The following is a 24650-nucleotide window of genomic DNA, read 5'->3' as shown; positions in this document are numbered from 1 at the left end:
CCGTAAACCTAAATAGCCATCAGGAATATTTCCGAGAAGTTTTTCTCTTGCTCGATATGTATCTCTTTTCGCTTTATCAGCTCTAAAACAGCAAGAAATGTGACAACAATATGTTCTCGGTCAGGGACGTTAAACAAGTCGTTAAAGCTTTTTCTGCCTCTACTATTCTTTAAATCATCTAAAATCTCAGTCATTCTTTTTTCAATTGGGATCTCTTGCCGAGAGATTTTTGTTGTAACCGGCTTCTGCAGTTTCTGCCTGCGCAAAAGCTTCTGAAACGCACCGAGCATGTCATATATTGACACATTCAAATCCGTTTTTTCAGTCTGAACGTCTTTTACATAGTCGGAAAGATCACTTGGAGGCTTTGTAAACATCAATCCTCTTTCCTGCTCCATCTCCTTCAGTTCAACAGCCGCTTCCTTATATTTACGGTATTCAATTAATTTCTCAACCAACTCGTCCATTGGGTTCTCTTCTTCTTGAATGATCGGCCCATCATCGAGTAAATCCTCTTCATGCTTTGGGAGGAGCATTTTACTTTTTATTGCCAGAAGTGTTGCGGCCATCACTAAATATTCACTTGCCACATCAAGCTGAAGCTCCTGCATTGTGTGGATATATAATAAATATTGCTCCGTAATCTCCGCCACCGGAATATCATATATATCGATTTCAAGCCGATGGATTAAATGAAGCAGCAAATCGAGCGGACCTTCAAACGCGTCAATCTTCACATTATAATGCATAACATCTTGCATAAAATTTCACCAAAATTTCTTTTTAAATTCCCAGTTTACACTATCATTAGTATAAATTATTAATAGTCGTTATCCAATAGAAATTTAAACCTTATTCATTCTCCAAAATTGGAAGAAAAAACATTTCATTCGCCCAAACCATTTGACAACTGCCTACATATGATGATTTTGAACAACTAAATGAGAGATATATAGGAGGTATAAGATATGTCAAATGCAGGCTTTGGATGTGGGGGCGCAGGATTTGCTCTGATCGTCGTGTTGTTTATCCTATTAATTATTGTAGGTGCTTCTTGGTTCTAATAATGAGGTAAGAATATAAAAATTCAGAAGAAGTCAGACGGCTTCGGAGATTAGAATATGAAAACTCTGCATGAATTAAAGTGAACCCGGTTCATAGCCGGGTTTTTATTATTGAAAGTAATCACGTTTGAACAGCCTTTTCGAATGCAAACCATTATGTTTCTTATGTTAAAATAGACATAATCGGGGGTGAAAGCGTGTATCCAAAAGAATATATTGATTATTTAATTCATTTCCATGGGGATCGGGATTATTTTGAGTGTCATGAAATCCTTGAGGATTATTGGAAAAGGGTTCATCCAAAGGATAAGCATTCCATTTGGGTCGGACTAATCCTATTTGCCGTTTCTAATTATCATCACCGGCGGGGAAACACTGGCGGTGCGAAAAGAACTTTATCAAAGTCAATCCAAATTTTCAAAAAAGACTTGGGCCAAATAGAAAAATTGGGTCTTAACAGAGAAACATTTTTACATGATTTAGCACAAAGGCAAGTTGACCTTACAAAAGGCTGCCATTACACGAGCTATATGTTCCCGATAATGGATGCATCTTTACTTGCCAGCTGTAAGGATAAATGTACTCAGTTAGGGCTAAACTGGTGTGAAGTGAGCGATTTAAACAATAAAGATTTAATTCAACGGCATTCACTAAGAGATCGTAGCCAAGTGATCAAGGAACGATTATTAGCTCTGCAAAAAAATAGCAATCGGTAAATACTCCGATTGCTAATATCCGCGTGTATGTTAAGGAAGCTTTATGCATCAACATTTAAATCACATTTATTTAGAAAAGAATCAGTCATCTCGTTTGAACGTAATTCTTTCTCTGCAAACATATCTTTCAAGGCTTTAACCATTGCCTTTCCAATGCCTTGATGCCTATGTGAAGGATTGACTGAAATATGCTCAATCATAGCTGAATCATCCAGAAATGAAACGCCAATTAAGCCAATAATGTCGTCCCCATCCTTCCATAGAAATAATTGCTTATTTTCTGCCGTTTCATATTGCTTCATCGTCTGCTGTAAAACCTTCAGATCTTTTTCATTTGGCATAAACGATAAAAGTCCCATAGCAATTTTTTCAAAAGCCTTTTTATATCGAATTAACATATTATCCCTCATTATTAGTAAAACATATAAGAAAATTTTGATCGCACTTCATATATACCTATTTTCCCCAAAAAATCTTCATTTCAAACTTAATAATAATATATGTACTAAGTCTTCCTTTGCTCCATCGCAACTGCTATTTATCTACTATTCATCTCGGTATTTTATTGTCGGAATGGATTTACTTTGATGGAACAATAACGAACCAATAAAAAAGCCCCCATGCTAGGCTGCCAAATAAGAATAAAACGAAAAGAAGCCAATTATTTTTCTTCATATAGCCTTAGTTGCCCTCCTAAAGAAATCTAAAAAACTACGGACAACTTCATTTTACACGATATAGAACATTATTTCCATGCTACATACCGAAAATAAAGGAAAGCTGCCTTTAAATGGGCAGCTTTAATTATTAATTTTTTGTTTAATTGAAAGATCCATTCTAATTAAATCTTCATATGTTTCCCGTTTGACAACAAGTTTCGCTTCCCCATTTTCAATAAATACAACTGCAGGCCTCGGGAGACGATTATAGTTATTAGCCATAGCATACCCATATGCCCCTGTACAAAATACAGCTAATAAATCATCGCTATCCGATTTTGGAAGAGGAAGATCCCAAATAAGCATATCACCTGATTCACAACACTTCCCTGCAATTGATACAGTTTCCTCTGCTTTTTCATGAACCCTATTAGCTAACACGGCCTCATATTTCGCCTGATATAGCGCAGGTCGAATATTATCGCTCATCCCGCCATCAACTGCTACATATTGACGAACATTTGGGACTTCTTTTCTTGACCCAATTTTGTAAAGAGTAGTTCCAGCATCCCCTACTAAAGATCTTCCCGGCTCAATCCATATTTCAGGCATCTTCATCGAATAATGTTCTGCTTGTTTTTTCACTTCTTCAATAATTTCGGCTACATATTGGGCCGCTGGCAGAGGCTTGTCCTCATCCGTATAGCGAATCCCGAAGCCGCCTCCTAAGTTTAAAACCTTAGACTCAAAGGAAATCGCTTCCTTCCAATCATGCAGTTTTTCAAAAAGCTTCTTCGCCGCTAAAATAAAGCCTGTAGTTTCAAATATTTGCGAGCCGATATGACAATGAAGGCCAAGCACTTCTATTCTCTCAAATTCAAGCGCCATTTTAAGAGCCTGCTCTGCTTGCCCATTTTGCAAATCAAAGCCAAATTTAGAATCAGCTTGGCCTGTTAAAATATAATCATGGGTATGCGCTTCTATCCCCGGAGTGACTCTTAGTAATATTTTTGTATCCATTTTCAATGACTCGCATAGGGAATTTAATAATTCCAGCTCATAAAAGTTATCAACAACAATACAGCCGATCTCGTGCTTCAGCGCCATTTCAAGTTCTTCTTTGCTTTTATTATTTCCGTGAAAATGGATGCGCTCTCTCGGAAACTCAGCTGCTAAGGCTGTATATAACTCACCGCCTGAAACAACATCTAATGATAGACCCTCTTCCTCTGCCAGCTGAACCATCGCAATCGTTGAAAAGGCCTTGCTTGCATAAGCAACCTGAGCAGGTACCTTTAAGTTTTCGAATGTTTGCTTAAAGCCCCTTGCCCGCTCTCTTATTAACGATACATCATAAATATATAATGGTGTTCCATATTTCTTAGCAAGTTCAACCGTGTCTACTCCGCCTATTTCAAGATGACCTTTCGTATTAACCTTTGATGTGCCATGTAAATACATAATTTCCCCTCTTCCTAAAAGCACAGTCGTATACATGCCTTAGATATTATCTTATTCACTAGCAATGAAGCTTGATATACAATCAGCCTTTTCTAATTTATTTAGCATCATTTTTTTGAAATAAATAGACAGAATCTGAAAGAGAAACTGTCTACTTAAATATTCTACCTGAAAATATTACAAATACTTTAACATAAATATACGCAAATCTCAATCTGAATTACTAGGCAGTTTAATTATTTTACGGCTGTCTGACTCGATCTCTAGGACGATTAATGCTTGGACGCAGCTTCGATCCAGGCACCGCCCTTCGAACGATAATCTGCAGTAATGCTTTTGGATAAAATGGAATGAAGGGCCATAAATAAGGTGTATTCAGAGGCTTTTTGCTTGCCAGCCAAATAATGAATAATGTAATTGAGACCACAAACCCTGGTCCATGGAATATGGCTACCGCGATTAAAAAACAAAGCCTAGTAATTTTGTTGGCTACACTTAATTCATAACTTGGAGTCGTATAGGTTCCTATGGCTGCCAATGACACATAGAGGATTACTTCTGGCACAAATAATCCAACATCTATCGCAATTTGCCCAATTAACACAGCGGCAATTAATCCCATGGCCGTGGCAAGCGGGGTCGGTGTATGAATAGCCGCCATCCTTAGAATTTCTATCCCAAAATCAGCTAGAAATATTTGTACGATAATCGGTACGTTCGTTTTTTCATTTGGCCCAATAAACGCAAGACTTTCCGGCAAAAGTGACGGCTCCAAAGCAAATAAAAACCATAGCGGCAACAAAAACAATGAGGATAATATTCCAATAAAACGCATCCAGCGTTCAAATGTTCCTACTGCAGGTGACTGTCTGTATTCTTCTGCATGCTGCATATGATAGAAATACGTTGTCGGAGTGATAATGACACTTGGTGAAGTATCCACATAGACGAGAACATGCCCTTCAAGTAAGTGCGTTGCGGCTACATCCGCACGCTCTGTATAACGAACATATGGAAACGGATCATACCCTTGTTTGAAAAGAAATTCTTCTACTGTTTTATCAGCCATTGGGATTCCATCAATTTTGATATTTGCAATTTCTTTTCTGATAATATCAATTAAATCAGCATCGGCAATATCTTTAATATATCCGATTGCCACATCTGTTTTAGATCTTTCCCCCACTGATGTGATTTCAAAGCGCAGTCTTTCATCTTTAATCCTTCTCCTTGTTAAGGCTGTATTCAAAATGATATTCTCGACGAAACCATCCCGAGATCCGCGGATGACCTTTTCTGTATCCGGCTCCTGCGGTGTTCTCCCTGGATAGCTGCGAACATCGACGACAAATGCGGTATTTTCACCCTCAATTACAACAACAATTAATCCAGATAGTACTTGATCGACAAGTTCATCCATTGTCTTTATTTGTTCTACAGAGTCATGGACTAAGCGGTTTTCAACAATTTCAAAAATTTTTGAAGATTGTTTTTCATTGTCATTAATCTCAACTAGTTCTTCAATTAATTGAACGATAATCAGTGAGTCAGTTAAGCCATTTACATAATACATATGCACATCTTTGCGAAGAATTTTAAGCTTCCTTATCCCTAAATCGAAGCTTACACCAAGCCCAATTCGTTCTTCCATATATTTTTCAATTTTATCTAATGATTCAGGAATAGGCATTTTATTCTGCATTTTGTTTTCTGACACGATAACCGCTCCTTTCTATAATAAGCTCAATTGCTTTCCGCGTTATCGGAGACCCTATATCAAGGTCATCCATTTTTGCCATTTTTCCAATATCGCCAATTCCAACAATGATTGGAACATCCAGTTCATCAAGGCAATAAACAGTGTCGCCATTTAGCCTGCCAATATCCATTTCAGGCAGGCCATATTTATCCACCCCATATGGAGTTAATTCCCCTTCTCGGTCAATGCATACATCTACTCGTGTCCATTCAGCCTGCCTCGTCTTTGCTGCAACAGCCACAATTCCCAGCACCTCAATATCTTCGTGAGAGGCTACATACTTTAAGGCCCTTTCCCCAGCCCCCTCTCCTTCAAAGCCACTATCATCAAACATAACAATTACTGGATCATGAGAAGCTTTTTTTATCAGATTAACGATTGCGGAACCGCTTAATACTGTCGGATTCCCGTGGGATAATGAAATGCATCTTCCACCTATTTCCTTTGCCACATATTCAATAGACCTTCTAGCATAGTCATCCCCATCTGTTACCAAAATCACGCTTCTCCTATCATCCATATGAATTGATCCTTTCATTGTGGTATGGTCTATTATTTATCAACAAAATACACCCATTGATATAAGGAGCCAAAGATTTTCCCGAAAACAATTGCCATTAGTAAAATAACAATTTGTCCGTCAACCCCAATTCTTTTCGCGAGAATTGGGAGTACATTTAATACTTCCGTTAACGCTGCGGCAACCATTCCTACAAATACACCTGAGGCTAACCCAATTGGTAATAAAAGGTAGGGGGTAAAAGTAAAGATGGGGTCCCATAAAGTAGCTGCAGCACCAGCAACAGCACCTAACACAATGGCCCACTCATAAAAACGAACCATTTTCATCGTTTTAGTTAGCTGTGTCAGTCTTGGGATAATGCCAAATACAGTTAAAAACGCTACGAAGCCTGAGCCTACTGCTAAACCACCGGCAAGACCAATAAAAACAACGATCATTACATTAATGGTCGTCAATATTTTTCATACTTTCTTTGTTTTGATGCATCGTTATATAGTTGTCCAAATCCATTTGATAATTAAACATCTCCACTTCCAGCGGGCTCGGCTCTTCATTTAGACGCTTCTTAAATAAATGGTTAAAAAATAGAATCATTCCAGCACCTAAACCAATCGAATATGGGATTTGGAAAATTAACGGCTTTGAATCGATTTCTCCAGTCATAATCGTATAGATCCGCTGTTGAACAATCCGCATGCTTACATCTTCATGGAAGTTCATGATTGTCAATGCAGCACCGAAAAATAATAATAGCCATACGATAAAAAATAGCGGAATGGAAATCCTTCGTTTTTTGGCAATCACTTCAATGATTACTTGTGATGGCCCTATTGTTTGAATTTCAACATCAGGCTGTTTTTTAATGATCTCCCGGATTACCTTCATTACATCTACTACGATCATATTTTGATCCTTTTCACTCACCTCATAAACTTTTAAATTTCCTAATTGGGTGTAGATCTGTTCATCGGCAATGATCTGCGCAATGTCCTTTACAAAAATGGAGGCTCGCGGTCGAACTTGCAATCGATGTCGCAATCGAATATAAACCGTTTGTTCCATTTTTCTCACTTCCTACATATGAATTTCCTTATATATGTAGTATGAGTTACATATATTAACTTCATGATTACCAATATTTAGATGCATAAAAAGGACAAGCGCGTATGAGCTAGACGTGAAAAAGACCGTATGGATTATACATCCATACGGTCTTTCATTTGCTGAAGTATTTTTTTCTCCAGCCTTGAAACTTGAACTTGTGAAATCCCGAGTCTTGCAGCAACTTCTGATTGGGTCTGGTCTTTGTAATAGCGTAAGTAAACGATTAACCTTTCCCTTTCATCTAAATCATTAATGGCTTCTTTTAAGGCAATTTTATCGAACCATTTCCCTTCATTGCCATCGTCAATTTGATCAAGCAATGTAATCGGGTCCCCATCATTTTCATATACGGTTTCATGGATGGACGAAGGGGTGCGTCCGGCTTCCTGCGCAAGAATAATATCCTCTGGCGGAATATCAAGAAACTCAGAAAGTTCATTGACAGTTGGGATGCGGCCAAGTGTTTTTGATAGCTCATCTTTCGCCTTCCGGATTTTATTCCCCATCTCTTTAAGAGACCGGCTCACTTTCACTGTTCCATCATCGCGAATAAACCGCTGAATTTCTCCAATAATCATTGGCACCGCATACGTTGAGAACTTAACATCATAGCTTAAATCGAATTTATCAACAGACTTTAGCAATCCAATACAACCGATTTGGAAGAGATCATCTGGTTCATATCCCCTGTTTAAAAAGCGCTGGACAACAGACCATACGAGACGCATATTCTTTTGAACAATCGTATCCCGGGCACTTTGGTCCCCATCCTGGCTCTTTTTAATAAGATCCTTCACTTCATAATCCTTCAAAAATGCTTGGCCTTTATCAGCTTTTACCTCCACATCCATAGCAAGACTCCTTAATTACACAGCATTTTACTATTTGATAAATGCTTTCTTAATCGGATCTCTGTGCCTTTCCCCGGTTGCGTTTGAATTTCGATTTCATCCATAAAGTTTTCCATAATCGTAAAGCCCATGCCTGATCTTTCCAGCTCAGGCTTCGTCGTAAATAATGGCTGGCGGGCCTCTTCTACATCCACAATCCCTGATCCTTCATCCCTAATTGACATATCGATAAAGCCGTCCTCCATTTTCACGGTTATATAGACCATTCCATTTGGATCCTGATCATAGCCATGAATGATCGCATTCGTAACTGCTTCAGAAACAACGGTCTTTATTTCAGTTAATTCATCCATTGTAGGGTCTAGCTGCGTAATAAATGCCGCAACAGTTACACGGGCAAATGATTCATTTTGGCTTAATGCACTAAATTGAATATGCATTTCATTTTTCATATTAGGCAACCCCCAGTCTTTGCAAAGCAAATTCTTCAGTCGGTTCTAAGCGAATAATCTTAAATAATCCCGACATTTCGAATAATCTTTGTACGGCTGGAGAAATTGCACATACGACCATTTCACCATGATGCTGTTTAATTTGTTTATACCTGCCTAGAATAACACCTAGCCCTGAGCTGTCCATAAATGAAAGCTGCTCAAGATTTAATAAAATATGGTGTATATCATAATCTTCAATTGCCTTCGTCGCTTGTTCACGAAGCCTATCAGCTGAATGATGATCTAACTCCCCGCTAAGACGAATACATAAGACATCTTTTTTTACTTCTAAATTAATCGAAAGACTCACTATTTTAGCCTCCTTATCTAGTCTCTAGTGAGTCAAATTCGATATTATAACTCGCATTTCCTTCCTTAAGACAAAACTAGTGCTTATTCGCTAAAAGTAGAAGGCATATAGTTATTTTCGACATTAAAGCTAATTTCCTGCTCTTGTAAACATTCCAATGGACCGTTTATACAATGTCCACCAGTTGGCTTCTTTACTTGCTTCTTTCGCTACAAGAGGACTTTCCACTAATATTTTTCCGTCTTGAATAAGTTTTAATGTACCGACCTTATCACCTTTTTTAATAGGTGCCTTTAAATTTTTATCTAAAACGATCGATTGTTTAATATTTTCAATGTTCTCGCCTTTTTTCGTTAACAAGGAGATCGGCTCGCTTGTTAGAGCCTCAATCTTTTTCTTTTCACCTTTGCTGACAGCCACATGACCGAGGGCTACGTTTCTTTTAAACATCGGATGGGTTTTGTATTGGCTAAAAGCATAGTCGAGCATCTTTGTCACTTGAGCATTCCGTTCTTTAGAAGTAGGCGCCCCAAATACAACAGCTATAACGCGCATTCCATCTTTTTGTGCTGTAGCTGTTAAACAATATTTAGCTTCATTTGTAAATCCGGTCTTTAGTCCATCAACACCTGGGTAGAAACGAACTAGCCTATTCGTATTAACGAGCCAGAACTTTTTATCTGAGCCTTCACGCAGATAGGATTCATAAGTACTTGTAAACTTCGTGATCCCTTCATATTTGAGAAGTTCTTTAGCCATAATAGCCATATCATGAGCAGTACTGTAATCCTTTTTTCCCGGAAGTCCAGTGGCTGATTTAAATTCAGTATCTTTTAATCCGAGTTCCTTCGCCTTTGCGTTCATTTGCTTAACAAATTCTTCTTCAGAACCAGCTAGCCTTTCTGCCATGGCAACAGATGCATCATTTCCGGATGCAATTGCAATCCCCTGTAACATTTGACTCGTTGTCATTTCCTCGCCAGGCTCAAGGAATATTTGTGAACCTCCCATTGAGGCTGCATATTCACTCGTCCGAATCTTTTCATCCATAGAAAGCTTGCCTTTATCGATTGCTTCCATGATTAGAAGCATCGTCATAACCTTTGTCATGCTTGCAGGCGGAAGTTTTTCAGCACTGTTTTTTTCATATAGTATTGTCCCTGTGTCGCGCTCAATTAAAATAGCAGACTTCACATTCTGTACAAGATCTACCTCACTATCTCTAGCAAAAGCAGATGGGACAAAGGCAGATGCTAATAAAAAAGACATCACCATTATAGAGATTATTCGTTTCATCACATAACCCTCCATTCTTTATAGCCTCCATCTTTTCCATTTGGAGGGAAATTATACAACTCGTTTCTCGCTAAAATGAATATTTTCTTCAGAGATCGGATATTTAATAAATTTAGTTCATTCGTTACTTATTAAACATAAAAAAACGCCAGGGAAATTCGTTCCACTGACGCTTTTATTATGCATTTCTTATTTAGTTATTTCTTCATGAATTAATACTGGCGGGGTTACTTTATTCTTAGAAATCCTTATATTCTCATATAGCTTTGTTGTAATCTCCGAAATATTTTCGAAGTTACTATAAATGGTAACGAGTGAATCGCCTTTTTTCACTTGATCGCCAATTTTTTTGCGAAGAATTAGACCAACTGCAAGATCGATGACAGATTCCTTCGTTGCTCTCCCTGCCCCAAGAAGCATAGCCGCAGTTCCAATTTCATCTGCGACCATTTCAGATACATAGCCATCTTCCTTCGCTTCCAGTTCAAAAGTAAATTTCGCCTGCGGAAGCCTATCTGGATTATCTACAATGGTTCCATCCCCGCCTTGCGCGCTTAAAAAGGTTTTAAAGACACTCAATGCAGTCCCATCCTTCATGACACCCTCAAGCATTGTACGTGCTTCCTCCAGTGTATTAGCCTTTTTAGCCAAATAAACCATATAGCTCCCTAAAGTCAGGCATAGTTCGGTTAAATCCTCTGGACCTTCCCCTTTAAGCGTATCAATAGCTTCCTTCACTTCCAGTGCATTTCCGATTGCATACCCGAGCGGCTGGCTCATATCAGATATGATTGCCATCGTATTTCTGCCAACATTGTTACCAATTTGAACCATCGCCTTTGCGAGCTCCCTAGAGTCATCAAGAGTTTTCATGAAAGCTCCGGCGCCGGTTTTGACATCAAGAACAATCGCATCCGCACCGGCAGCAATTTTTTTACTCATAATGGAGCCTGCGATTAGCGGAATGCTATTTACAGTAGCCGTTACATCACGGAGAGCATATAGCTTTTTATCAGCAGGTGTTAAATTCCCGCTTTGTCCAATGACAGCAATTTTATTGCTATTTACAAGATTTATGAACTCTTCGTTCTCTAGCTCCACATGGAAACCATTAACTGATTCCAGCTTATCAATTGTTCCGCCCGTATGTCCAAGACCTCTGCCAGACATTTTTGCAACGGGAACGCCTACCGCTGCGACGAGTGGTCCTAATACGAGTGTTGTTGTATCTCCAACTCCGCCTGTTGAATGCTTATCTACCTTTATTCCGTCAATTTTTGATAAATCGATTTGATCGCCTGACTGTACCATAGCCATCGTTAGGTCGGCTCTTTCCTTTTCAGTCATATCTTGAAAATAAATCGCCATCATGAGAGCACTCACTTGATAGTCAGGAATAGATCCATCTGTATATCCTTGAATAAAAAATTGAATTTCTTCAGTAGAAAGCTCTTTTCCGTCTCGTTTGTTTTCAATAATATCAATCATTCTCACTTTTAATCACCGATCCATTTTCATAATTTCATCAATGCGAAAAATTAATTGTTCGTTCCCATCGCTGCCACTATTTCTTTTACATACTGCAGAAAATGAGCCTTCACTTTCTCTGTAGTCTCAATTACCTCTTCATGATTAAGCGGCTGATCTAATATTCCGGCTGCCATATTCGAAATACATGAAATTCCGAGTACTTTCATTCCTGCATGTCTTGCCACAATGACCTCAGGAACGGTTGACATTCCAACAGCATCCCCGCCCATCGTGCGAAGCATGCGGACTTCAGCGGGGGTTTCATAAGTCGGTCCTGTATTACCAACATACACACCTTCTTGAATGGAGAGGTTTATTTTTTCGGCTATTTTTCTTGCAAGCAGCCGCAGCTCTTTAGAGTATGCTTCTGACATATCTGGGAAACGGACTCCCATCTGAGCATCATTTGGACCGATTAATGGATTATTCCCCATATTATTAATGTGATCAGAAATAAGCATTAAATCACCAGGCGAGAATGTTTCATTTACTCCGCCAGCAGCATTCGTCACGATTAATTGCTCAATTCCAAGCTCCTTCATGACTCTTACCGGAAATGTTACTTTATCGAAGCTGTATCCTTCATAATAGTGAAAACGGCCCTGCATAACAGCAACTGGTACGCCATTAAGTAAACCAAAGACTAGATTTCCCGCATGTCCTTCTACTGTTGAAACTGGGAAATTGGGGATTTCATTGTATGGAATTTTTAATGCGTCTTCTACTTCATCCCCTAATACACCTAATCCTGAACCAAGAATGAGGCCAATTAATGGCTTCTGCGTATATTTTCCTTTTAAAAATTGAGCAGCCTGTTGTATTTTTTGATAATCCATTTATGATTTTCCTCCTATTTTAATTCTGTTAAGAAACTTTTTCCGTATGCTGGCATTTTAACTTGGAAATTTTCTGCGACGGAAGCACCAATATCTGCAAAGGTTTTCCTAATGGGAAGCTCTCTACCTTCTCCCATATTTTTTGCATACACTAAAAGCGGCACAAATTCTCTCGTATGATCTGTTCCATGATGGACTGGATCGTTTCCATGATCTGCAGTAATAATTAATAAATCATGCTCTTGCATTTTGGCAAATACTTCGGGTAGTCGCTCGTCATATTCTTCAAGCGCTTTGCCATAGCCAATTGGATCACGACGATGTCCATAAAGTGCATCGAAATCAACAAGATTCAGAAAGCTTAAACCTGTAAAATCCATATCGAATGATTGCAATAACTTATCCATGCCGTCCATATTTGAAACGGTGCGCAGAGATTCAGTTACCCCTTCTCCGTCAAAAATATCGGAAATTTTTCCAATCGCAATTACATCCAAGCCAGCATCCTTCAGTTCAGACATAACTGTCCGTTCAAATGGCTTTAGCGCATAATCATGACGGTTTGAAGTTCTTTGGAAATTCCCTGGTTTGCCGATAAAAGGTCTGGCAATCACCCGGCCGACCATATACTTTTCATCTAAAGTTAATTCACGGGCAATTTTGCATATCCGATATTGCTCATCAATCGGAATAATTTCTTCATGGGCCGCAATTTGCAAGACTGAATCAGCTGAAGTATAGACGATGAGAGCCCCTGTTTTCATATGCTCTTCCCCAAGCTCTACAATAATTTCCGTTCCGCTTGCAGGTTTATTGCCAATTACTTTTCTTCCAGTACGTGATTCTAATTCGGAAATAAGCTCATCTGGAAAACCATCTGGGAAAACTTGAAATGGTGTTTGAATATTTAGCCCCATTATTTCCCAGTGGCCTGTCATTGTGTCCTTTCCATTTGACGCTTCCTGCATTTTTGTATAATAAGCAAGCGGTTTGTCAGCTTTTTCGATGCCTTTAATTTCACGAATATTACTAAGCCCGAGCTTAGCCATATTCGGCATTTTTAGCCCATTCATTTTATCAGCAATATGACCGAGTGTATCTGCTCCGATATCCCCAAATTTTTCTGCATCAGGTGCTTCACCAATTCCAACAGAATCCATGACGATGACGAATATTCTTTTATACGCGAATGATGACATATTCATTCCTCCTAGTTTCATGAATGCGGTTACAACAAAAGTCGATCTGTTTTTTTACTATATTTAAGGTTGCCCTTTCTATTTGTGATTAACACAATTTTTCTTTTCATTCGTCAGAAGTCTGACATCTATATTTTACATAAGGAAAGCAAAAAATAAAAGAAAAAGCTGCCAATTAATTTGACAGCTTTTATGGAGCTATTTAGATTACCGGGCCGTAAGCTCTTTATATCAAGCGCGCGGATGAAACTGACTATATACATCTTTTAATCTAGTTTTCGTCACATGTGTATAAATTTGCGTAGTTGAGATGTCCGCATGTCCAAGCATTTCCTGGACAGCACGTAAATCGGCGCCATTTTCAAGAAGATGAGTAGCAAAGGAATGTCTTAACGTATGTGGGGTTAAATCCTTTTCGATTCCTGCTTCTGCTGCCAAACGTTTAAGTATTTTCCAAAATCCTTGCCTTGTTAGTCTTTTACCATGATGATTGAGAAAAAATGCATCGTCCTGAGCTTTTTTGGAGACAAAATAGTTTCTTCCTTCTTGCAAATATTGATTGAGAGCTGTTGCTGCCGTTTTTCCAATTGGAATGATTCGCTCTTTATTTCCTTTTCCAATACAGCGGACAAATCCCATCGTAATATGCACATCGCCCATATTTAATCCAATTAATTCACTGACACGAATGCCGGTTGCATAAAGGAGCTCGAGCATAGCCTTGTCACGAATTCCGAAATGGTCGTTTGCTTTAGGTGAATCTAGTAAAATCTCAACCTCTCGCATGTTTAACACCTTTGGCAGAGATCGCTCATGCTGCGGAGATTCTATGTGGACAGAGGGATCATGATCAGCCGCTTTTTCACGGAGAAGAAATTGATGAAATGCCCTAATGGAGGCAACATGTCTTGCCATTGTTTTCGATGATTTCCCCTGCTCTTTTAATAGCCCTAGGAAATGAATGATTTGAGTGCGCTGAACTTCATTTAGAGATGTCAGCTTTTCTACATTCTTTAAGTACTTCGTATAGCTTTTCAAATCTCTTTCATAAGAAACAATTGTATTTCTTGCGAGACCTTTTTCAACGATTAAATAATGAATAAAATCTTTAAGCTCGTCCTCCATGATGACTCTACTCCCCATTTAAATAGAAAAGAATTAACCGGTTCAGCCAGTTTGAAGGCTCATTGCTGTTTGCACTTGCGGAAACCTTCACAGCCGCGCCCTTTGGCTCATCATACCGGTGATAATCCTGATATTCTTCATTTAACCACATAATACCATAATAAAAAAGGATTGTGCATCCTGTGAAAAGCACGAATACCTTTATCGTTTGAAATGCAATTTTTAGCCAAGATACCATTCTATTTTCCCCCACAAAACCTTAATAGTAAAGGTTATGCCATATTGGACAAGAAATATACCTATTTCAAGCTAATTAAACCTAGTTACTGATTATTGAATGTTAATTTTCAGTTAAATGCGATTTCGGAAAAATTAATGCGGACACTGAATCCTTTATTTTATTAAAAAGCCTTATTTTAAGGTCTAAGCGGACACTGGGTACGCTATTCACGAATTTTAGAAGGAAATCACTGCTTTTTTGCAAAATAGAGGAAGCTGTGTCCGCAAACATAAGGAATTAACCATTTTGTTGCGATTAACGGAACTCGTGTCCGCAAAGATGACCATAATAGTAATCTCGCTGTTAGTTCATATGATTCTTGTTGTAAAATAAATATAAAAGACCAAATCAGATACGATTTGGTCTGCTGATAAATATGCTATTTACAATCCTTACTGAACTGCCTTATCTAATTGTCATTCGCTTTCTTCATTATTATCTTTATCATGACAGCGGTGGCAAATTCCATGGAAAGTAAGGCGATGATCCTTAATCTTAAAGTTCCATCTACGTTCAACGACTTCTTCTACATCTTCAAGTAGGTCTTCCTGAATTTCATCCACTGCCCCGCATTCAATACAAACTAAATGATGATGGAAATGTGCTGCCCCTTCTTGGCGAAGGTCATAGCGGGATACCCCATCACCAAAATTGATTTTATCGACAATTTTAAGTTCCGTTAGCAATTCAAGTGTTCTATATACAGTTGCTAGGCCTATCTCAGGCGATTTTTCTTTAACTAGGAGGTAGACATCTTCCGCGCTCAAATGATCCTCTTCATGCTCTAATAATACGCGAACGGTTGCTTCACGCTGAGGCGTCAATTTATAGCTAGACGAATGCAACTGCTTCTTTATTCTATCAATTCTGCTTTCCATTCTGAAGTCCTCCTCGCCCACTTACACATTCTCATTATAGCAGAAACGCGAGTAGATTCAAAATAAAATTATTACAATTAAGCAAAGATAATCATTATTAAATTGGAATTATTTAAAATAACTCTGTCATTATAATGAATTTATCACCGATTTCATTAAGGCAGGAGATAAAAAGGCCTCAATCCCAGCAGCTAAGCATAAAAACACGAGGGCGAGAGCAAATGAGATCATATACTTTCCAAACAAAGGCATGACCGGCGGCCCAAGTTTTTTCATAAATTGTCTGCTTATCATTTTTAATGAAAAAGAAACGGCTATTGTTGCAGAGATGATAAATATCGGAATGATGATTAGATTTTGCGGCAAAACAGAAACAAACGACAATAAAAATCCTTTCCATTCCATTTGGTTAACTAAAAATCCAACGGTAAATCCAACAACCATCCCTTTCATAAATAGAAGAATGAGGATGATTGGAAGACCGATAATCGAAATTCCTAAAATACACATTAACCCAATAAATTTCATGTTATGAAAGAGACTTTGTTTGAAGAGATCTTTCGTGGTTGCAACTTCCTCATTAGAAACTTGGCTGAAAAATTGGGATAAATAAAAGAATAAATCTTCCTTTTGCGTTAAGCTTAAACTGTTGACAACGATGGCCCCGAAAATAACACCCATTAGAAATAAAACAATCACAAACAAATAAATTGAGGAATGCTCACGAAAATGGGTTGCGATGACGTTCTGGTACATTTTTTTTCTCATTGCTCTTCCTCCTGCAACAATTCTGTTATTAAATTGTATGCTTGTCCTGCAGCTGTATGACAAAATTAGAGGAGAAAAAATATGTTGAACTTTTTGAATTTTACATTATAATAATCAAAATTGGCTCTTCAAATACAGGGGGGGAATTTAGCGATGGATCCAGTATTAATTGAATTTCCGGATAGAATTGAAACTGAGAGAATTTATATGCGGATTTGTATGCCCGGGGATGGTAAAACCGTTCATGAATCCATTCAGGCTTCTATTGAGGATTTGAAGCAATGGCTTCCTTTTGCTAACAAAGAACAATCGTTAGATGATGTCGAAATAAATATTCGTAAATCTTATTCTCAATTTTTATCGAGGGAAGATATTCGAATTCATATTTTCAGAAAAGAAGATGACGTTTTCGTTGGTTCGACAGGCTTGCATCGAATAAATTGGGATGTCCGAAAATTTGAAATTGGCTACTGGTGTGATTCCCGCCATCAAAAAAATGGGTATATAACAGAAGCAGTTAGCGGGTTAGTTGATTTTACTTTTAGCGCTTTAGAAGCAAACCGAATTGAAATTCGCTGTGACTCGAAGAATATCAGCAGCAGAAAGATTCCAGAAAAATTAGGATTCCGGTTAGAAGGCATTTTAGTGAATAATGATCTGAGCGCTGATGGAAAAGAGCTAAGGGATACTTGTGTGTTTGCTAAGGTGAGGAAAAGTTATTGATTTATTCAATTGAAAAAAATCCTGTGTTTGGTGATTGTCGGTGACTTTTTAGGCAGGAGCGGACACATAAGGAGACTATTGATGACCGCTAACTGCTCTAAACCCACGAAGCGGGAACCAATGCTCGTGGTTGGTGACCGTCGCTGACTTTTTTAGACAAAAGCGGGCACCTAAAGGGACTATTGATGACCGCTAACCGCTTAAAACCCACGAGGCGGGAACCAATGCCCGTGATTGGTGACCGTCGCTGACTTTTTTAGACAAGAGCGGGCACCAAAGGAGACTATTGATGACCGCTAACTGCTCTAAACCCACGAAGCGGGAACCAATGCCTCGTTTTATTTTTAATCAGCAATTTTCCCGTATTTACCGCCGCCGCCTGCTGTAAGACTCAGTTTTCCTTCTCTGGCCTTTACGATGAGTTCGGCTGTTTTCGCAGGTATGATTTCACTTAATTTTTCTATTGGAACCTCATGCAAGATGGCCATTTCAGTGCCAAAGTGATCAAGTAATTTTTGAAGCATTTTTGGACCAAGCCCCGAAATGAACTCCAGTGGAACTTGGTGTACATATGGGGGCCGATTATTTGGAGATTCACTTGCTGTTTTTAATTCAGCAATTCTGTCGGCTACCCCTTTAATATACTTTGTACTTCCGCAATTTATACATTCATTATGATTCGGATCAAATGGGGCAAAGCACTGAGAACAAACGGTCTGATGGTACTTCCCAAGAAGCGGATCTAGGCCGTAGTTTGCTTTAATTCTGCGCCCTTCCTCTCCTTTTAACGCCTTTTCCAATTCAAGAAAAGAAGGTTCAGCCATTTGAAGGACATGATACTCCCTGGCAATTTTCTTTAAGGAATGTGCATCAGAATTTGTTATAAATGAATACTTATGAAGTTCCTGAATCTGATCAGCCATCGCCGTATCTGCACTTAAGCCAAGTTCAATGGCGTCAATTTGGTTTTTATCAAACACTTCCTCTAAAGATCTGTGAACCCCTTTTCCATAAAGGCTTTTAAAAGGTGTAAACACATGGGCCGGGATAAATAAACCACCCAATTCCTTCACTTTTGATTGAAGCTCACGTCCGGAAGCATAAATTCGCTGCGAGCTAAGAGTAATATTTTTTAGGTGGTTAGAAAGCCATTGTGAAAATTCTCTCATGATCATTAAGTTAGGAAAATAACAAAGTACATGAATAGGTCCCTGACAGTTCTCGTCGTAAATTTCCAATTCAGAGCCAGGGATTATGGTTAAATCCCCGTATTGTAAGCCGCCGTCTTGATGCTCGATCACGTCTCCTGTTTCCATGAGCTGAGCAATTTCAAGAATAACCTCCGGGGAATGACAATCAATAATCCCAATCATGTTTAACCCTTTTTCATTTCGCGCATGTTCAATAATATTTGTAAATGTAAGAGATTTTGCCCCTGTTATTTTTACCGGCTTCCCTGTCATCGTGCGGCCAATATGTATATGTAAATCTGAATAGTAATCCTTCATTTACTTTTCAACACCTTTTGAAGTTGCAAATATTGAATAGCATATGCAGTTTTGGCATCATATATTTTCTGTTCTTTCAAAAGCTGTTCAGCCTCTTCAAGTGTCACCTCAAGCAAATTCACGAACTCATCCTCATCTGGTGATGCTGCATTTTCCTTCTTTTCCAAGCCTTTTGCAATGTATAAATGAATGATTTCATCGGCAAATCCAGGAGAAGTATAGAAGGAAATGAGCCATTCCATTTCTTTGCAGTCATAACCAGTTTCTTCTTCAAGCTCTCTTTTTGCACAAACTTCTGGATCCTCTCCTGCTTCAAGTTTTCCAGCAGGAATTTCAACAATTATCTTTTCCAATGCTTTTCGATATTGCTCCACCATGACAATTTTTTCATCATCTGTTAATGCAAGCACCGCTACTGCCCCAGGATGCTTAATGACTTCTCGCTTGGACATATTTCCGTTTGGCAGCTCGACATCCTCTACTTGCAGACTAATCACTTTTCCAGTAAATATTTTTTCAATATTGGTTGTTTTTTCTTCTAGGCGACTCATCATTCCAGCCACTCCTGTTCTATTCCGATTAAGTGTACTCATACATATTATCATACTTTAATTGGGGGAATATGACATGAAAATATATGTTCACGAGAAGGGTGTCATCTTAGTCGGAAAAGCATGGGAAATTAGGGAGAAGCTAAAGGTTTACAGCAAGGACTATCGCTTGATAAAAGACTGGGTTGAACTGAAAAAGACCTCTTCATAAAGGTAGCTGAGATTTATTTGCGATAGTTGAAGATTTAATTGCGAAAGTGACAGTTTATTTGTGCAAGCAACAGATTTATTTACGAAGTCCGGATTTAACTTATTATTACAAAAAAAGTCCACTTTATTTGTGATCCACCCTTTTCTTTCGTTAAAATAAAAAGAAAAGGTGAAATCGAGGTTGTTTTTATGAAAAAAAGACAGTTGGGCAAGTCGGATTTATATGTAAGTGAGCTCGGACTCGGGTGTATGTCTCTCGGCACGGATGCAAAAAAAGCGGAAGAAATCATCGAAGCTGCATTAGAAGCAGGGATTAACTACTTTGATACAGCTGACTTATATGATTTCGGAACAAACGAACAAATTGTTGGGCAGGCTCTCCGCCATGTCAGGGATAAGGTCATTATTGCTACGAAGGCTGGAAACCGCTGGAATGATAACAAAGATAGCTGGAGCTGGGACCCTTCTAAAAAGTATATAAAGGAAGCTGTCAAAGCAAGCTTAAGCAGACTAGGTACGGATTATATTGACTTATACCAGCTTCATGGCGGGACGATCGAGGATCCAATCGATGAAACGATTGAAGCATTCGAAGAGTTAAAAAAAGAAGGTTTCATTCGCTTTTATGGAATATCCTCTATTCGGCCTAATGTCATTCGTGAATATGTAAATAAATCGAATCTTGTTTCAGTCATGATTCAATACAGTATTCTAGATCGCCGGCCAGAAGAGGAAGTGCTGCCGCTTCTTGAGAAAAATGGAATTGGAGCTGTTACGCGCGGACCTCTTGCAAAGGGGATCTTAAGCGATAAAATGTTAGAAAAAGCATCGGAAAAAGGCTATTTAGACTTTCAGCTGGAAGAATTACAGGAAACGATTCCGCTCTTGCGGGAAAAACTTTCTCATACCCGTTCCATGACAGAAATTGCCTTGCAATATAATTTAGCTGATTCTGCTGTTTCGTCCGTTATCGCGGGAGCAAGCAGTGTTCAACAAATTAAGGAGAACGTAAAAGCCATTATGGCAAATCCATTATCAGAAGATGAGCTCTCCATTATAAAATCAATCACAAAAATGAGTTTGTATGAACAGCATAGATAATAAGCATTAAAAAAATCGCTTGAATTTAAGCGATTTTTTTAGACCCTATTTATATTCCTTCCAATTAAGATTGCTTTCACCAAGCAATTCTTCAAAGCTTTTGTTTTTTTCCCGTAATCTTCTTTCTTCTTTCTTTCTTTGCTCTTCCTCTTCTTTTTGCTTATCTTCTGCTGCTTTTAATTCCTGCTTCGTGTCTTTTAATTTTGCCATTAATTCTTGGTTTAGCATATCTCCAAGTGTAATTGGTTTATCATCCTTTTTAGGCTGGGAGTGCTGCTTTTTCTTTTTCATCGAAATCCCCTCATAAAATTAATTTTGTCACCAATTATATCATACTTACTTATTTTACAAACTCTAGAAATTCAATTCTATTGCCGAATGGATCATCGACAAAAAAGCGATTTCTTCCTTCGATTGGCGGCTCCTCTTTAATTTTGCATCCTTTCATTTCTAATGTACTTCGCAGGTCCTCTAAGTTCTCTACAACTAAGCCAGGGTGCGCTTTTTTTGCTGGAAGAAAGTCTTCTTGCACCCCTATATGTATTTCCTGATTTCCACATAAAAACCAGCATCCTCCCCGCTTTTGGAGATTTTCTGGCTTCGGTATTTCTTCTAGACCGAGGATTTCTCCGAAAAATAATCTTGCCTGCTCCTCACAGCCTTTTGGTGCCGCTAATTGAATATGATCAATTCCTTTAAATCCGAATGTCATCGTATCTCTCCTTTAATTAGGAAAAGCACAGCCATTGATAACTGTGCCCCTAAAATTTAATAAGCGTCTGTTAGAACATGATCGTCTACCTGTAAAGAAGCCTCAGTTGATTGGACAACCTCCTCAACAGTGTAGCCCTTAGCCACTTCCACAAGCTTAAGTCCTGAGTCCGTTACATCAATGACCGCTCTCTCCGTAATAATCCGATTGACAACTGCCTTGCCTGTTAATGGGAGTGTGCATCGTTTTAGGATTTTCGACTCCCCGTTTTTATTCGTATGGTCCATGATGACGATAATTTTTCCCGCGCCGTGAACGAGATCCATCGCACCGCCCATTCCTTTAATCATCTTGCCTGGAATCATCCAGTTTGCGAGATCCCCGTTTGCAGAGACCTCCATTCCTCCGAGAATCGCAATATTGACATGCCCTCCACGGATCATGGCAAAGGATTCAGCACTGTCAAAATAAGCAGCACCTGGAATAGCTGTCACTGTTTCTTTGCCAGCATTTATTAAATCTGGGTCCACTTCCTCTTTAGAAGGGTAAGGGCCTATGCCAAGCAGACCATTCTCAGATTGAAGCACGACTTGCTTATTACTTGAAATATAGTTAGCAACGAGCGTTGGCATTCCAATACCTAGATTCACATAAAAGCCATTTTCAATTTCCTTTTCGGCTCTTCGGGCAATTTTTTCACGAACTCCTGCTTTATCGTTACTCATGGCAACTTCTCCTTCCCGTAAATTATTTCGCTAACGTCAGTCTTTCAATGCGTTTTTCCTGAATCCCTTCAATGAGCATTTGCACATAAATGCTAGGAGTATGAATATGATTCGGATCTAGCTCACCGATTTCATACAGATTTTCCACTTCAGCTATCGTTACTTTTCCTGCAGCGGCAATCATCGGGTTAAAGTTTCTCGCCGTTTTGTGATAAACAAGATTGCCCATTTTATCAGCTTTCCAAGCCCTTACTAAACTGAAGTCCGCGACTAGTGCTTCTTCAAGCAAATATTCTTTTCCGTTAAAAATCTTTGTTTCCTTCCCCTCAGCAATTGGGGTACCTACTCCTGCAGGCGTATAAAAAGCCGGGATCCCAGCACCGCCAGCACGAATTTTTTCTGCCAGCGTCCCTTGAGGCAGAAGTTCTACTTCAATTTCACCGGAAAGCACCTGTCTTTCAAACTCTTTATTTTCCCCCACATAGGAGCCTATCATTTTCTTAATCTGTTTATTTTTTAATAGAAGCCCAAGACCCCATTCATCCACCCCACAGTTATTCGAAATAACCGTTAAATCTTTAACACCCTTCTCAACTAGTGCTAGAATCAAATTTTCCGGGATTCCACAAAGTCCAAAGCCGCCAACCATTAAAACAGCGCCATCATGAATATCCTTCACTGCTTCGTTAAAGGAAGTACAAATTGTTTTCATGTCATTCTCTCCTCTCATTCGAGAACGTATAATTTAGGCTTTACCATTAAACTAGTTCTACTACGGTAGCAACACCCTGTCCCCCGCCGATACATAATGTGGCAAGTCCTTTTTTCGCCTGACGCTTTTTCATCTCATGAATTAATGTCACTAGAATTCTGGCACCGCTTGCACCTATTGGATGCCCTAATGCAATGGCTCCTCCATTTACATTCAGAATCTCTTTATTAAATTGAAGCTCTCTGCCTACAGCAAGTGATTGTGCTGCAAACGCCTCATTTGCTTCAATTAAATCTAATTCCTCCATTGAAACAGATGCTTTTTCAAGTGCCTTTTTTACCGCCTTTACTGGCCCTATGCCCATAATACTTGGGTCCACCCCTGCACTTGCATTCCCTTTAATTGCAACAAGTGGCTTGATCCCTAGCTCATCAGCCTTTTCCCTGCTCATAACGATTAGAACCGCAGCACCGTCATTAATGCCCGAAGCATTTCCTGCTGTGACACTGCCGTCTTTTTTAAATGCCGGTCTTAGTCCCGCTAATTTTTCAGCAGTTGTTCCTTTTTTCGGGTATTCATCCGTATCAAATACAATCGGATCTCCCTTTCTTTGCGGAATCTCAACAGGAACGATTTCGTCCTTAAACTTGCCTTCTTCAATAGCCGTTACCGCCTTTAGTTGGCTTGCTGCAGCAAACTCATCTTGCTCTTCCCTGCTAAGCTCATATTGATCACAAAGGTTTTCCGCAGTGATTCCCATATGATAATTATTAAAAGCACATGTCAGTCCGTCAGAAACCATCGTATCTAATAGCTGCTGATTGCCCATTTTAAACCCATTTCGTGCATTTTTTAATATGTAAGGCGCCTGGCTCATGTTCTCTATTCCACCAGCAATCACAATGTCAGCATCTCCTGCCAAAATCGCCTGTGTTGCCAGATGAACAGCCTTTAGTCCAGATCCGCATACTTTATTTATGGTCATCGCGGAAACGCTTTCAGGAAGCCCCGCTTTAAGTGCCGCTTGCCTTGCAGGGTTCTGTCCAAGACCTGCCTGCAATACGTTTCCAAGAATTACCTCATCCACCTGCTCAGGCTTAATTCCCGCCTTTTCAAGTGCTCCTTTAATCGCAATTGCACCTAATTCAGGAGCGGATACGTCCTTTAAACTGCCATTAAAGCTCCCTATTGCTGTGCGAACTGCGCTGACAATGACTACTTCTGTTTTTGACATCCTACTCATCCTTCCTGTTCATCTTATGAGTTATACTTCTATTAAATAGTGCCAAAATCCTCTAATTTTCTCCCCTAAATTATCTAATGAATAAACCAGCCCTTCTTTATCCATCTTATTAGGTGTACTTAACAATACATAGAAGGGGGATGAAGAAATGAGTCAAAAGCGTGACAAGGGCCATAGTCAAAAAGGAAAGCCAAACAGTGATACAGTTAACCCTACAATTGCAGCAGAGGAATTAGAAAAAGCGACCCATCCTACAAAACGCCAGAATTCTGAACAATAAGCCGCCGCTCCTTGGGCGGTTTTTTACATTTA

At 39.1% G+C, this 24650-nt stretch carries 31 protein-coding genes; 6 read left to right on the top strand and 25 right to left on the bottom strand.

All coding sequences use genetic code 11. From position 1 onward, the window contains the following. Positions 1-8 precede the first annotated feature (8 nt). Positions 9-749: a segregation/condensation protein A gene (locus tag AR328_RS09385; protein ID WP_066294684.1), complete on the bottom strand. Its 741-nt coding sequence runs from the start codon at positions 747-749 to the stop codon at positions 9-11. A gap of 219 nt (positions 750-968) precedes the next feature. Here AR328_RS09385 and AR328_RS09380 point away from each other — a divergent pair, with 219 nt between their 5' ends. After that, positions 969-1064, top strand: coding sequence for a YjcZ family sporulation protein (locus AR328_RS09380; RefSeq protein ID WP_066294080.1), 96 nt, complete (start codon positions 969-971; stop codon positions 1062-1064). 197 nt (positions 1065-1261) lie between these two features. Then, a complete protein-coding gene (locus AR328_RS09375; protein WP_066294076.1) occupies positions 1262-1780 on the top strand; it encodes a DUF309 domain-containing protein in 519 nt (172 codons plus the stop codon). Positions 1781-1821: 41 nt separating this feature from the next. Here the strand turns inward: AR328_RS09375 and AR328_RS09370 are convergent, their stop codons facing one another. From AR328_RS09370 to spoIIM, 17 genes are all read right to left on the bottom strand, one after another. After that, positions 1822-2178: a GNAT family N-acetyltransferase gene (locus AR328_RS09370; RefSeq protein ID WP_066294074.1), complete on the bottom strand. Its 357-nt coding sequence runs from the start codon at positions 2176-2178 to the stop codon at positions 1822-1824. Between the two features lie 402 nt (positions 2179-2580). After that, on the bottom strand, positions 2581-3900 hold the full coding sequence (lysA, locus tag AR328_RS09365) for a diaminopimelate decarboxylase (protein WP_066294071.1): 1320 nt from the start codon (positions 3898-3900) through the stop codon (positions 2581-2583). Between the two features lie 241 nt (positions 3901-4141). After that, positions 4142-5602 (bottom strand): spore germination protein, encoded by a 1461-nt coding sequence (locus AR328_RS09360; protein WP_066294683.1) that lies wholly within the window; start codon positions 5600-5602, stop codon positions 4142-4144. Then, positions 5592-6179: a stage V sporulation protein AE gene (locus AR328_RS09355; protein WP_066294065.1), complete on the bottom strand. Its 588-nt coding sequence runs from the start codon at positions 6177-6179 to the stop codon at positions 5592-5594. Before AR328_RS09355 ends, AR328_RS09360 begins: the two co-directional genes overlap by 11 nt. A gap of 32 nt (positions 6180-6211) precedes the next feature. Continuing rightward, positions 6212-6619 carry a stage V sporulation protein AB gene (locus AR328_RS09350; RefSeq protein ID WP_066294679.1) on the bottom strand — a complete coding sequence of 136 codons (408 nt, stop codon included), beginning with the start codon at positions 6617-6619 and terminating at the stop codon, positions 6212-6214. A gap of 4 nt (positions 6620-6623) precedes the next feature. Next, positions 6624-7244 (bottom strand): stage V sporulation protein AA, encoded by a 621-nt coding sequence (locus AR328_RS09345; protein ID WP_066294063.1) that lies wholly within the window; start codon positions 7242-7244, stop codon positions 6624-6626. Positions 7245-7378: 134 nt separating this feature from the next. Continuing rightward, entirely contained in the window at positions 7379-8137 is a 759-nt protein-coding gene (sigF, locus tag AR328_RS09340) for an RNA polymerase sporulation sigma factor SigF (RefSeq protein ID WP_066294061.1), read from the bottom strand. Between the two features lie 11 nt (positions 8138-8148). Then, on the bottom strand, positions 8149-8589 hold the full coding sequence (gene spoIIAB / locus AR328_RS09335) for an anti-sigma F factor (protein WP_066294053.1): 441 nt from the start codon (positions 8587-8589) through the stop codon (positions 8149-8151). 1 nt (position 8590) lies between these two features. Further along, positions 8591-8941, bottom strand: a complete 351-nt coding sequence (gene spoIIAA / locus AR328_RS09330; protein ID WP_066294045.1) for an anti-sigma F factor antagonist — start codon at positions 8939-8941, stop codon at positions 8591-8593. Between the two features lie 129 nt (positions 8942-9070). Beyond that, complete coding sequence (locus AR328_RS09325; RefSeq protein ID WP_066294677.1) at positions 9071-10237, bottom strand: D-alanyl-D-alanine carboxypeptidase family protein; 1167 nt, start codon at positions 10235-10237, stop codon at positions 9071-9073. A gap of 189 nt (positions 10238-10426) precedes the next feature. Beyond that, positions 10427-11731, bottom strand: a complete 1305-nt coding sequence (locus AR328_RS09320; protein ID WP_066294042.1) for a pyrimidine-nucleoside phosphorylase — start codon at positions 11729-11731, stop codon at positions 10427-10429. A 44-nt stretch (positions 11732-11775) separates the two neighbouring features. Then, positions 11776-12603: a purine-nucleoside phosphorylase gene (locus AR328_RS09315; protein ID WP_066294039.1), complete on the bottom strand. Its 828-nt coding sequence runs from the start codon at positions 12601-12603 to the stop codon at positions 11776-11778. Between the two features lie 14 nt (positions 12604-12617). Next, the gene (gene deoB, locus AR328_RS09310; RefSeq protein ID WP_066294037.1) at positions 12618-13802 is read right to left on the bottom strand and encodes a phosphopentomutase; all 1185 of its coding nucleotides are present in this window, start codon (positions 13800-13802) and stop codon (positions 12618-12620) included. Positions 13803-14033: 231 nt separating this feature from the next. Further along, positions 14034-14927, bottom strand: coding sequence for a site-specific tyrosine recombinase XerD (xerD, locus tag AR328_RS09305; RefSeq protein WP_066294035.1), 894 nt, complete (start codon positions 14925-14927; stop codon positions 14034-14036). 7 nt (positions 14928-14934) lie between these two features. After that, positions 14935-15165, bottom strand: coding sequence for a YqzK family protein (locus AR328_RS09300; protein ID WP_066294032.1), 231 nt, complete (start codon positions 15163-15165; stop codon positions 14935-14937). Between the two features lie 458 nt (positions 15166-15623). Then, on the bottom strand, positions 15624-16085 hold the full coding sequence (gene fur / locus AR328_RS09295) for a ferric iron uptake transcriptional regulator (protein ID WP_066294029.1): 462 nt from the start codon (positions 16083-16085) through the stop codon (positions 15624-15626). A gap of 129 nt (positions 16086-16214) precedes the next feature. Continuing rightward, positions 16215-16853: a stage II sporulation protein M gene (gene spoIIM / locus AR328_RS09290; RefSeq protein WP_066294026.1), complete on the bottom strand. Its 639-nt coding sequence runs from the start codon at positions 16851-16853 to the stop codon at positions 16215-16217. A 153-nt stretch (positions 16854-17006) separates the two neighbouring features. Between spoIIM and AR328_RS09285 the strand changes: the two genes are divergently transcribed. Next, on the top strand, positions 17007-17576 hold the full coding sequence (locus AR328_RS09285; protein WP_066294017.1) for a GNAT family N-acetyltransferase: 570 nt from the start codon (positions 17007-17009) through the stop codon (positions 17574-17576). A 344-nt stretch (positions 17577-17920) separates the two neighbouring features. Here AR328_RS09285 and AR328_RS09280 read toward each other — a convergent pair whose 3' ends face one another. Next, complete coding sequence (locus tag AR328_RS09280; RefSeq protein ID WP_066294008.1) at positions 17921-19084, bottom strand: TIGR00375 family protein; 1164 nt, start codon at positions 19082-19084, stop codon at positions 17921-17923. Beyond that, positions 19081-19635 (bottom strand): NUDIX hydrolase, encoded by a 555-nt coding sequence (locus AR328_RS09275; RefSeq protein WP_066294675.1) that lies wholly within the window; start codon positions 19633-19635, stop codon positions 19081-19083. Before AR328_RS09275 ends, AR328_RS09280 begins: the two co-directional genes overlap by 4 nt. A gap of 76 nt (positions 19636-19711) precedes the next feature. On the opposite strand from AR328_RS09275, the gene mciZ reads away from it, so the two are divergent. Next, positions 19712-19846: a Z-ring formation inhibitor MciZ gene (gene mciZ, locus AR328_RS22195; RefSeq protein WP_082677178.1), complete on the top strand. Its 135-nt coding sequence runs from the start codon at positions 19712-19714 to the stop codon at positions 19844-19846. Positions 19847-20034: 188 nt separating this feature from the next. Further along, positions 20035-20946, top strand: a complete 912-nt coding sequence (locus tag AR328_RS09270) for an aldo/keto reductase (RefSeq protein WP_066294005.1) — start codon at positions 20035-20037, stop codon at positions 20944-20946. Positions 20947-20991: 45 nt separating this feature from the next. Here the strand turns inward: AR328_RS09270 and AR328_RS09265 are convergent, their stop codons facing one another. Genes AR328_RS09265 through AR328_RS09245 form a run of 5 tightly spaced genes read right to left on the bottom strand, consistent with a single transcriptional unit; the run spans position 20992 to position 24329 of the window. Continuing rightward, positions 20992-21237, bottom strand: a complete 246-nt coding sequence (locus tag AR328_RS09265) for a YqkE family protein (protein ID WP_066294002.1) — start codon at positions 21235-21237, stop codon at positions 20992-20994. Positions 21238-21286: 49 nt separating this feature from the next. Beyond that, the gene (locus AR328_RS09260) at positions 21287-21658 is read right to left on the bottom strand and encodes a VOC family protein (RefSeq protein ID WP_066293999.1); all 372 of its coding nucleotides are present in this window, start codon (positions 21656-21658) and stop codon (positions 21287-21289) included. Between the two features lie 56 nt (positions 21659-21714). Further along, positions 21715-22383 (bottom strand): CoA transferase subunit B, encoded by a 669-nt coding sequence (locus AR328_RS09255; protein ID WP_066293995.1) that lies wholly within the window; start codon positions 22381-22383, stop codon positions 21715-21717. A 22-nt stretch (positions 22384-22405) separates the two neighbouring features. Beyond that, a complete protein-coding gene (locus AR328_RS09250; RefSeq protein ID WP_066293990.1) occupies positions 22406-23095 on the bottom strand; it encodes a CoA transferase subunit A in 690 nt (229 codons plus the stop codon). 46 nt (positions 23096-23141) lie between these two features. After that, positions 23142-24329, bottom strand: a complete 1188-nt coding sequence (locus AR328_RS09245) for an acetyl-CoA C-acetyltransferase (protein ID WP_066293981.1) — start codon at positions 24327-24329, stop codon at positions 23142-23144. 157 nt (positions 24330-24486) lie between these two features. Between AR328_RS09245 and AR328_RS23300 the strand changes: the two genes are divergently transcribed. Beyond that, positions 24487-24618 carry a hypothetical protein gene (locus tag AR328_RS23300; protein WP_269433515.1) on the top strand — a complete coding sequence of 44 codons (132 nt, stop codon included), beginning with the start codon at positions 24487-24489 and terminating at the stop codon, positions 24616-24618. Positions 24619-24650: the final 32 nt, after the last annotated feature.

The sequence above is a fragment of the Bacillus sp. FJAT-29937 genome, assembly GCF_001509555.1.
In the GTDB taxonomy this organism is placed as follows: Bacteria; Bacillota; Bacilli; order Bacillales; family Cytobacillaceae; genus Cytobacillus.
The sequence above is the reverse complement of the archived record's forward strand: the minus strand, read 5'-3'. Positions and strand labels throughout refer to the sequence as shown.

Bases quoted from the DNA above. Each gene is read 5' to 3' on its own strand.
- AR328_RS09385 (WP_066294684.1), bottom strand. From the start codon at position 749: ATGCATTATAATGTGAAGATTGACGCGTTTGAAGGTCCGCTCGATTTG.
- AR328_RS09380 (WP_066294080.1), top strand. From the start codon at position 969: ATGTCAAATGCAGGCTTTGGATGTGGGGGCGCAGGATTTGCTCTGATC.
- AR328_RS09370 (WP_066294074.1), bottom strand. From the start codon at position 2,178: ATGTTAATTCGATATAAAAAGGCTTTTGAAAAAATTGCTATGGGACTT.
- lysA (WP_066294071.1), bottom strand. From the start codon at position 3,900: ATGTATTTACATGGCACATCAAAGGTTAATACGAAAGGTCATCTTGAA.
- AR328_RS09360 (WP_066294683.1), bottom strand. From the start codon at position 5,602: ATGCAGAATAAAATGCCTATTCCTGAATCATTAGATAAAATTGAAAAA.
- AR328_RS09355 (WP_066294065.1), bottom strand. From the start codon at position 6,179: ATGGATGATAGGAGAAGCGTGATTTTGGTAACAGATGGGGATGACTAT.
- AR328_RS09350 (WP_066294679.1), bottom strand. From the start codon at position 6,619: ATGATCGTTGTTTTTATTGGTCTTGCCGGTGGTTTAGCAGTAGGCTCA.
- AR328_RS09345 (WP_066294063.1), bottom strand. From the start codon at position 7,244: ATGGAACAAACGGTTTATATTCGATTGCGACATCGATTGCAAGTTCGA.
- sigF (WP_066294061.1), bottom strand. From the start codon at position 8,137: ATGGATGTGGAGGTAAAAGCTGATAAAGGCCAAGCATTTTTGAAGGAT.
- spoIIAB (WP_066294053.1), bottom strand. From the start codon at position 8,589: ATGAAAAATGAAATGCATATTCAATTTAGTGCATTAAGCCAAAATGAA.
- AR328_RS09325 (WP_066294677.1), bottom strand. From the start codon at position 10,237: ATGAAACGAATAATCTCTATAATGGTGATGTCTTTTTTATTAGCATCT.
- AR328_RS09315 (WP_066294039.1), bottom strand. From the start codon at position 12,603: ATGGATTATCAAAAAATACAACAGGCTGCTCAATTTTTAAAAGGAAAA.
- deoB (WP_066294037.1), bottom strand. From the start codon at position 13,802: ATGTCATCATTCGCGTATAAAAGAATATTCGTCATCGTCATGGATTCT.
- xerD (WP_066294035.1), bottom strand. From the start codon at position 14,927: ATGGAGGACGAGCTTAAAGATTTTATTCATTATTTAATCGTTGAAAAA.
- AR328_RS09300 (WP_066294032.1), bottom strand. From the start codon at position 15,165: ATGGTATCTTGGCTAAAAATTGCATTTCAAACGATAAAGGTATTCGTG.
- fur (WP_066294029.1), bottom strand. From the start codon at position 16,085: ATGGAAAGCAGAATTGATAGAATAAAGAAGCAGTTGCATTCGTCTAGC.
- spoIIM (WP_066294026.1), bottom strand. From the start codon at position 16,853: ATGAGAAAAAAAATGTACCAGAACGTCATCGCAACCCATTTTCGTGAG.
- AR328_RS09285 (WP_066294017.1), top strand. From the start codon at position 17,007: ATGGATCCAGTATTAATTGAATTTCCGGATAGAATTGAAACTGAGAGA.
- AR328_RS09280 (WP_066294008.1), bottom strand. From the start codon at position 19,084: ATGAAGGATTACTATTCAGATTTACATATACATATTGGCCGCACGATG.
- AR328_RS09275 (WP_066294675.1), bottom strand. From the start codon at position 19,635: ATGAGTCGCCTAGAAGAAAAAACAACCAATATTGAAAAAATATTTACT.
- mciZ (WP_082677178.1), top strand. From the start codon at position 19,712: ATGAAAATATATGTTCACGAGAAGGGTGTCATCTTAGTCGGAAAAGCA.
- AR328_RS09270 (WP_066294005.1), top strand. From the start codon at position 20,035: ATGAAAAAAAGACAGTTGGGCAAGTCGGATTTATATGTAAGTGAGCTC.
- AR328_RS09265 (WP_066294002.1), bottom strand. From the start codon at position 21,237: ATGAAAAAGAAAAAGCAGCACTCCCAGCCTAAAAAGGATGATAAACCA.
- AR328_RS09260 (WP_066293999.1), bottom strand. From the start codon at position 21,658: ATGACATTCGGATTTAAAGGAATTGATCATATTCAATTAGCGGCACCA.
- AR328_RS09255 (WP_066293995.1), bottom strand. From the start codon at position 22,383: ATGAGTAACGATAAAGCAGGAGTTCGTGAAAAAATTGCCCGAAGAGCC.
- AR328_RS09250 (WP_066293990.1), bottom strand. From the start codon at position 23,095: ATGAAAACAATTTGTACTTCCTTTAACGAAGCAGTGAAGGATATTCAT.
- AR328_RS09245 (WP_066293981.1), bottom strand. From the start codon at position 24,329: ATGTCAAAAACAGAAGTAGTCATTGTCAGCGCAGTTCGCACAGCAATA.
- AR328_RS23300 (WP_269433515.1), top strand. From the start codon at position 24,487: ATGAGTCAAAAGCGTGACAAGGGCCATAGTCAAAAAGGAAAGCCAAAC.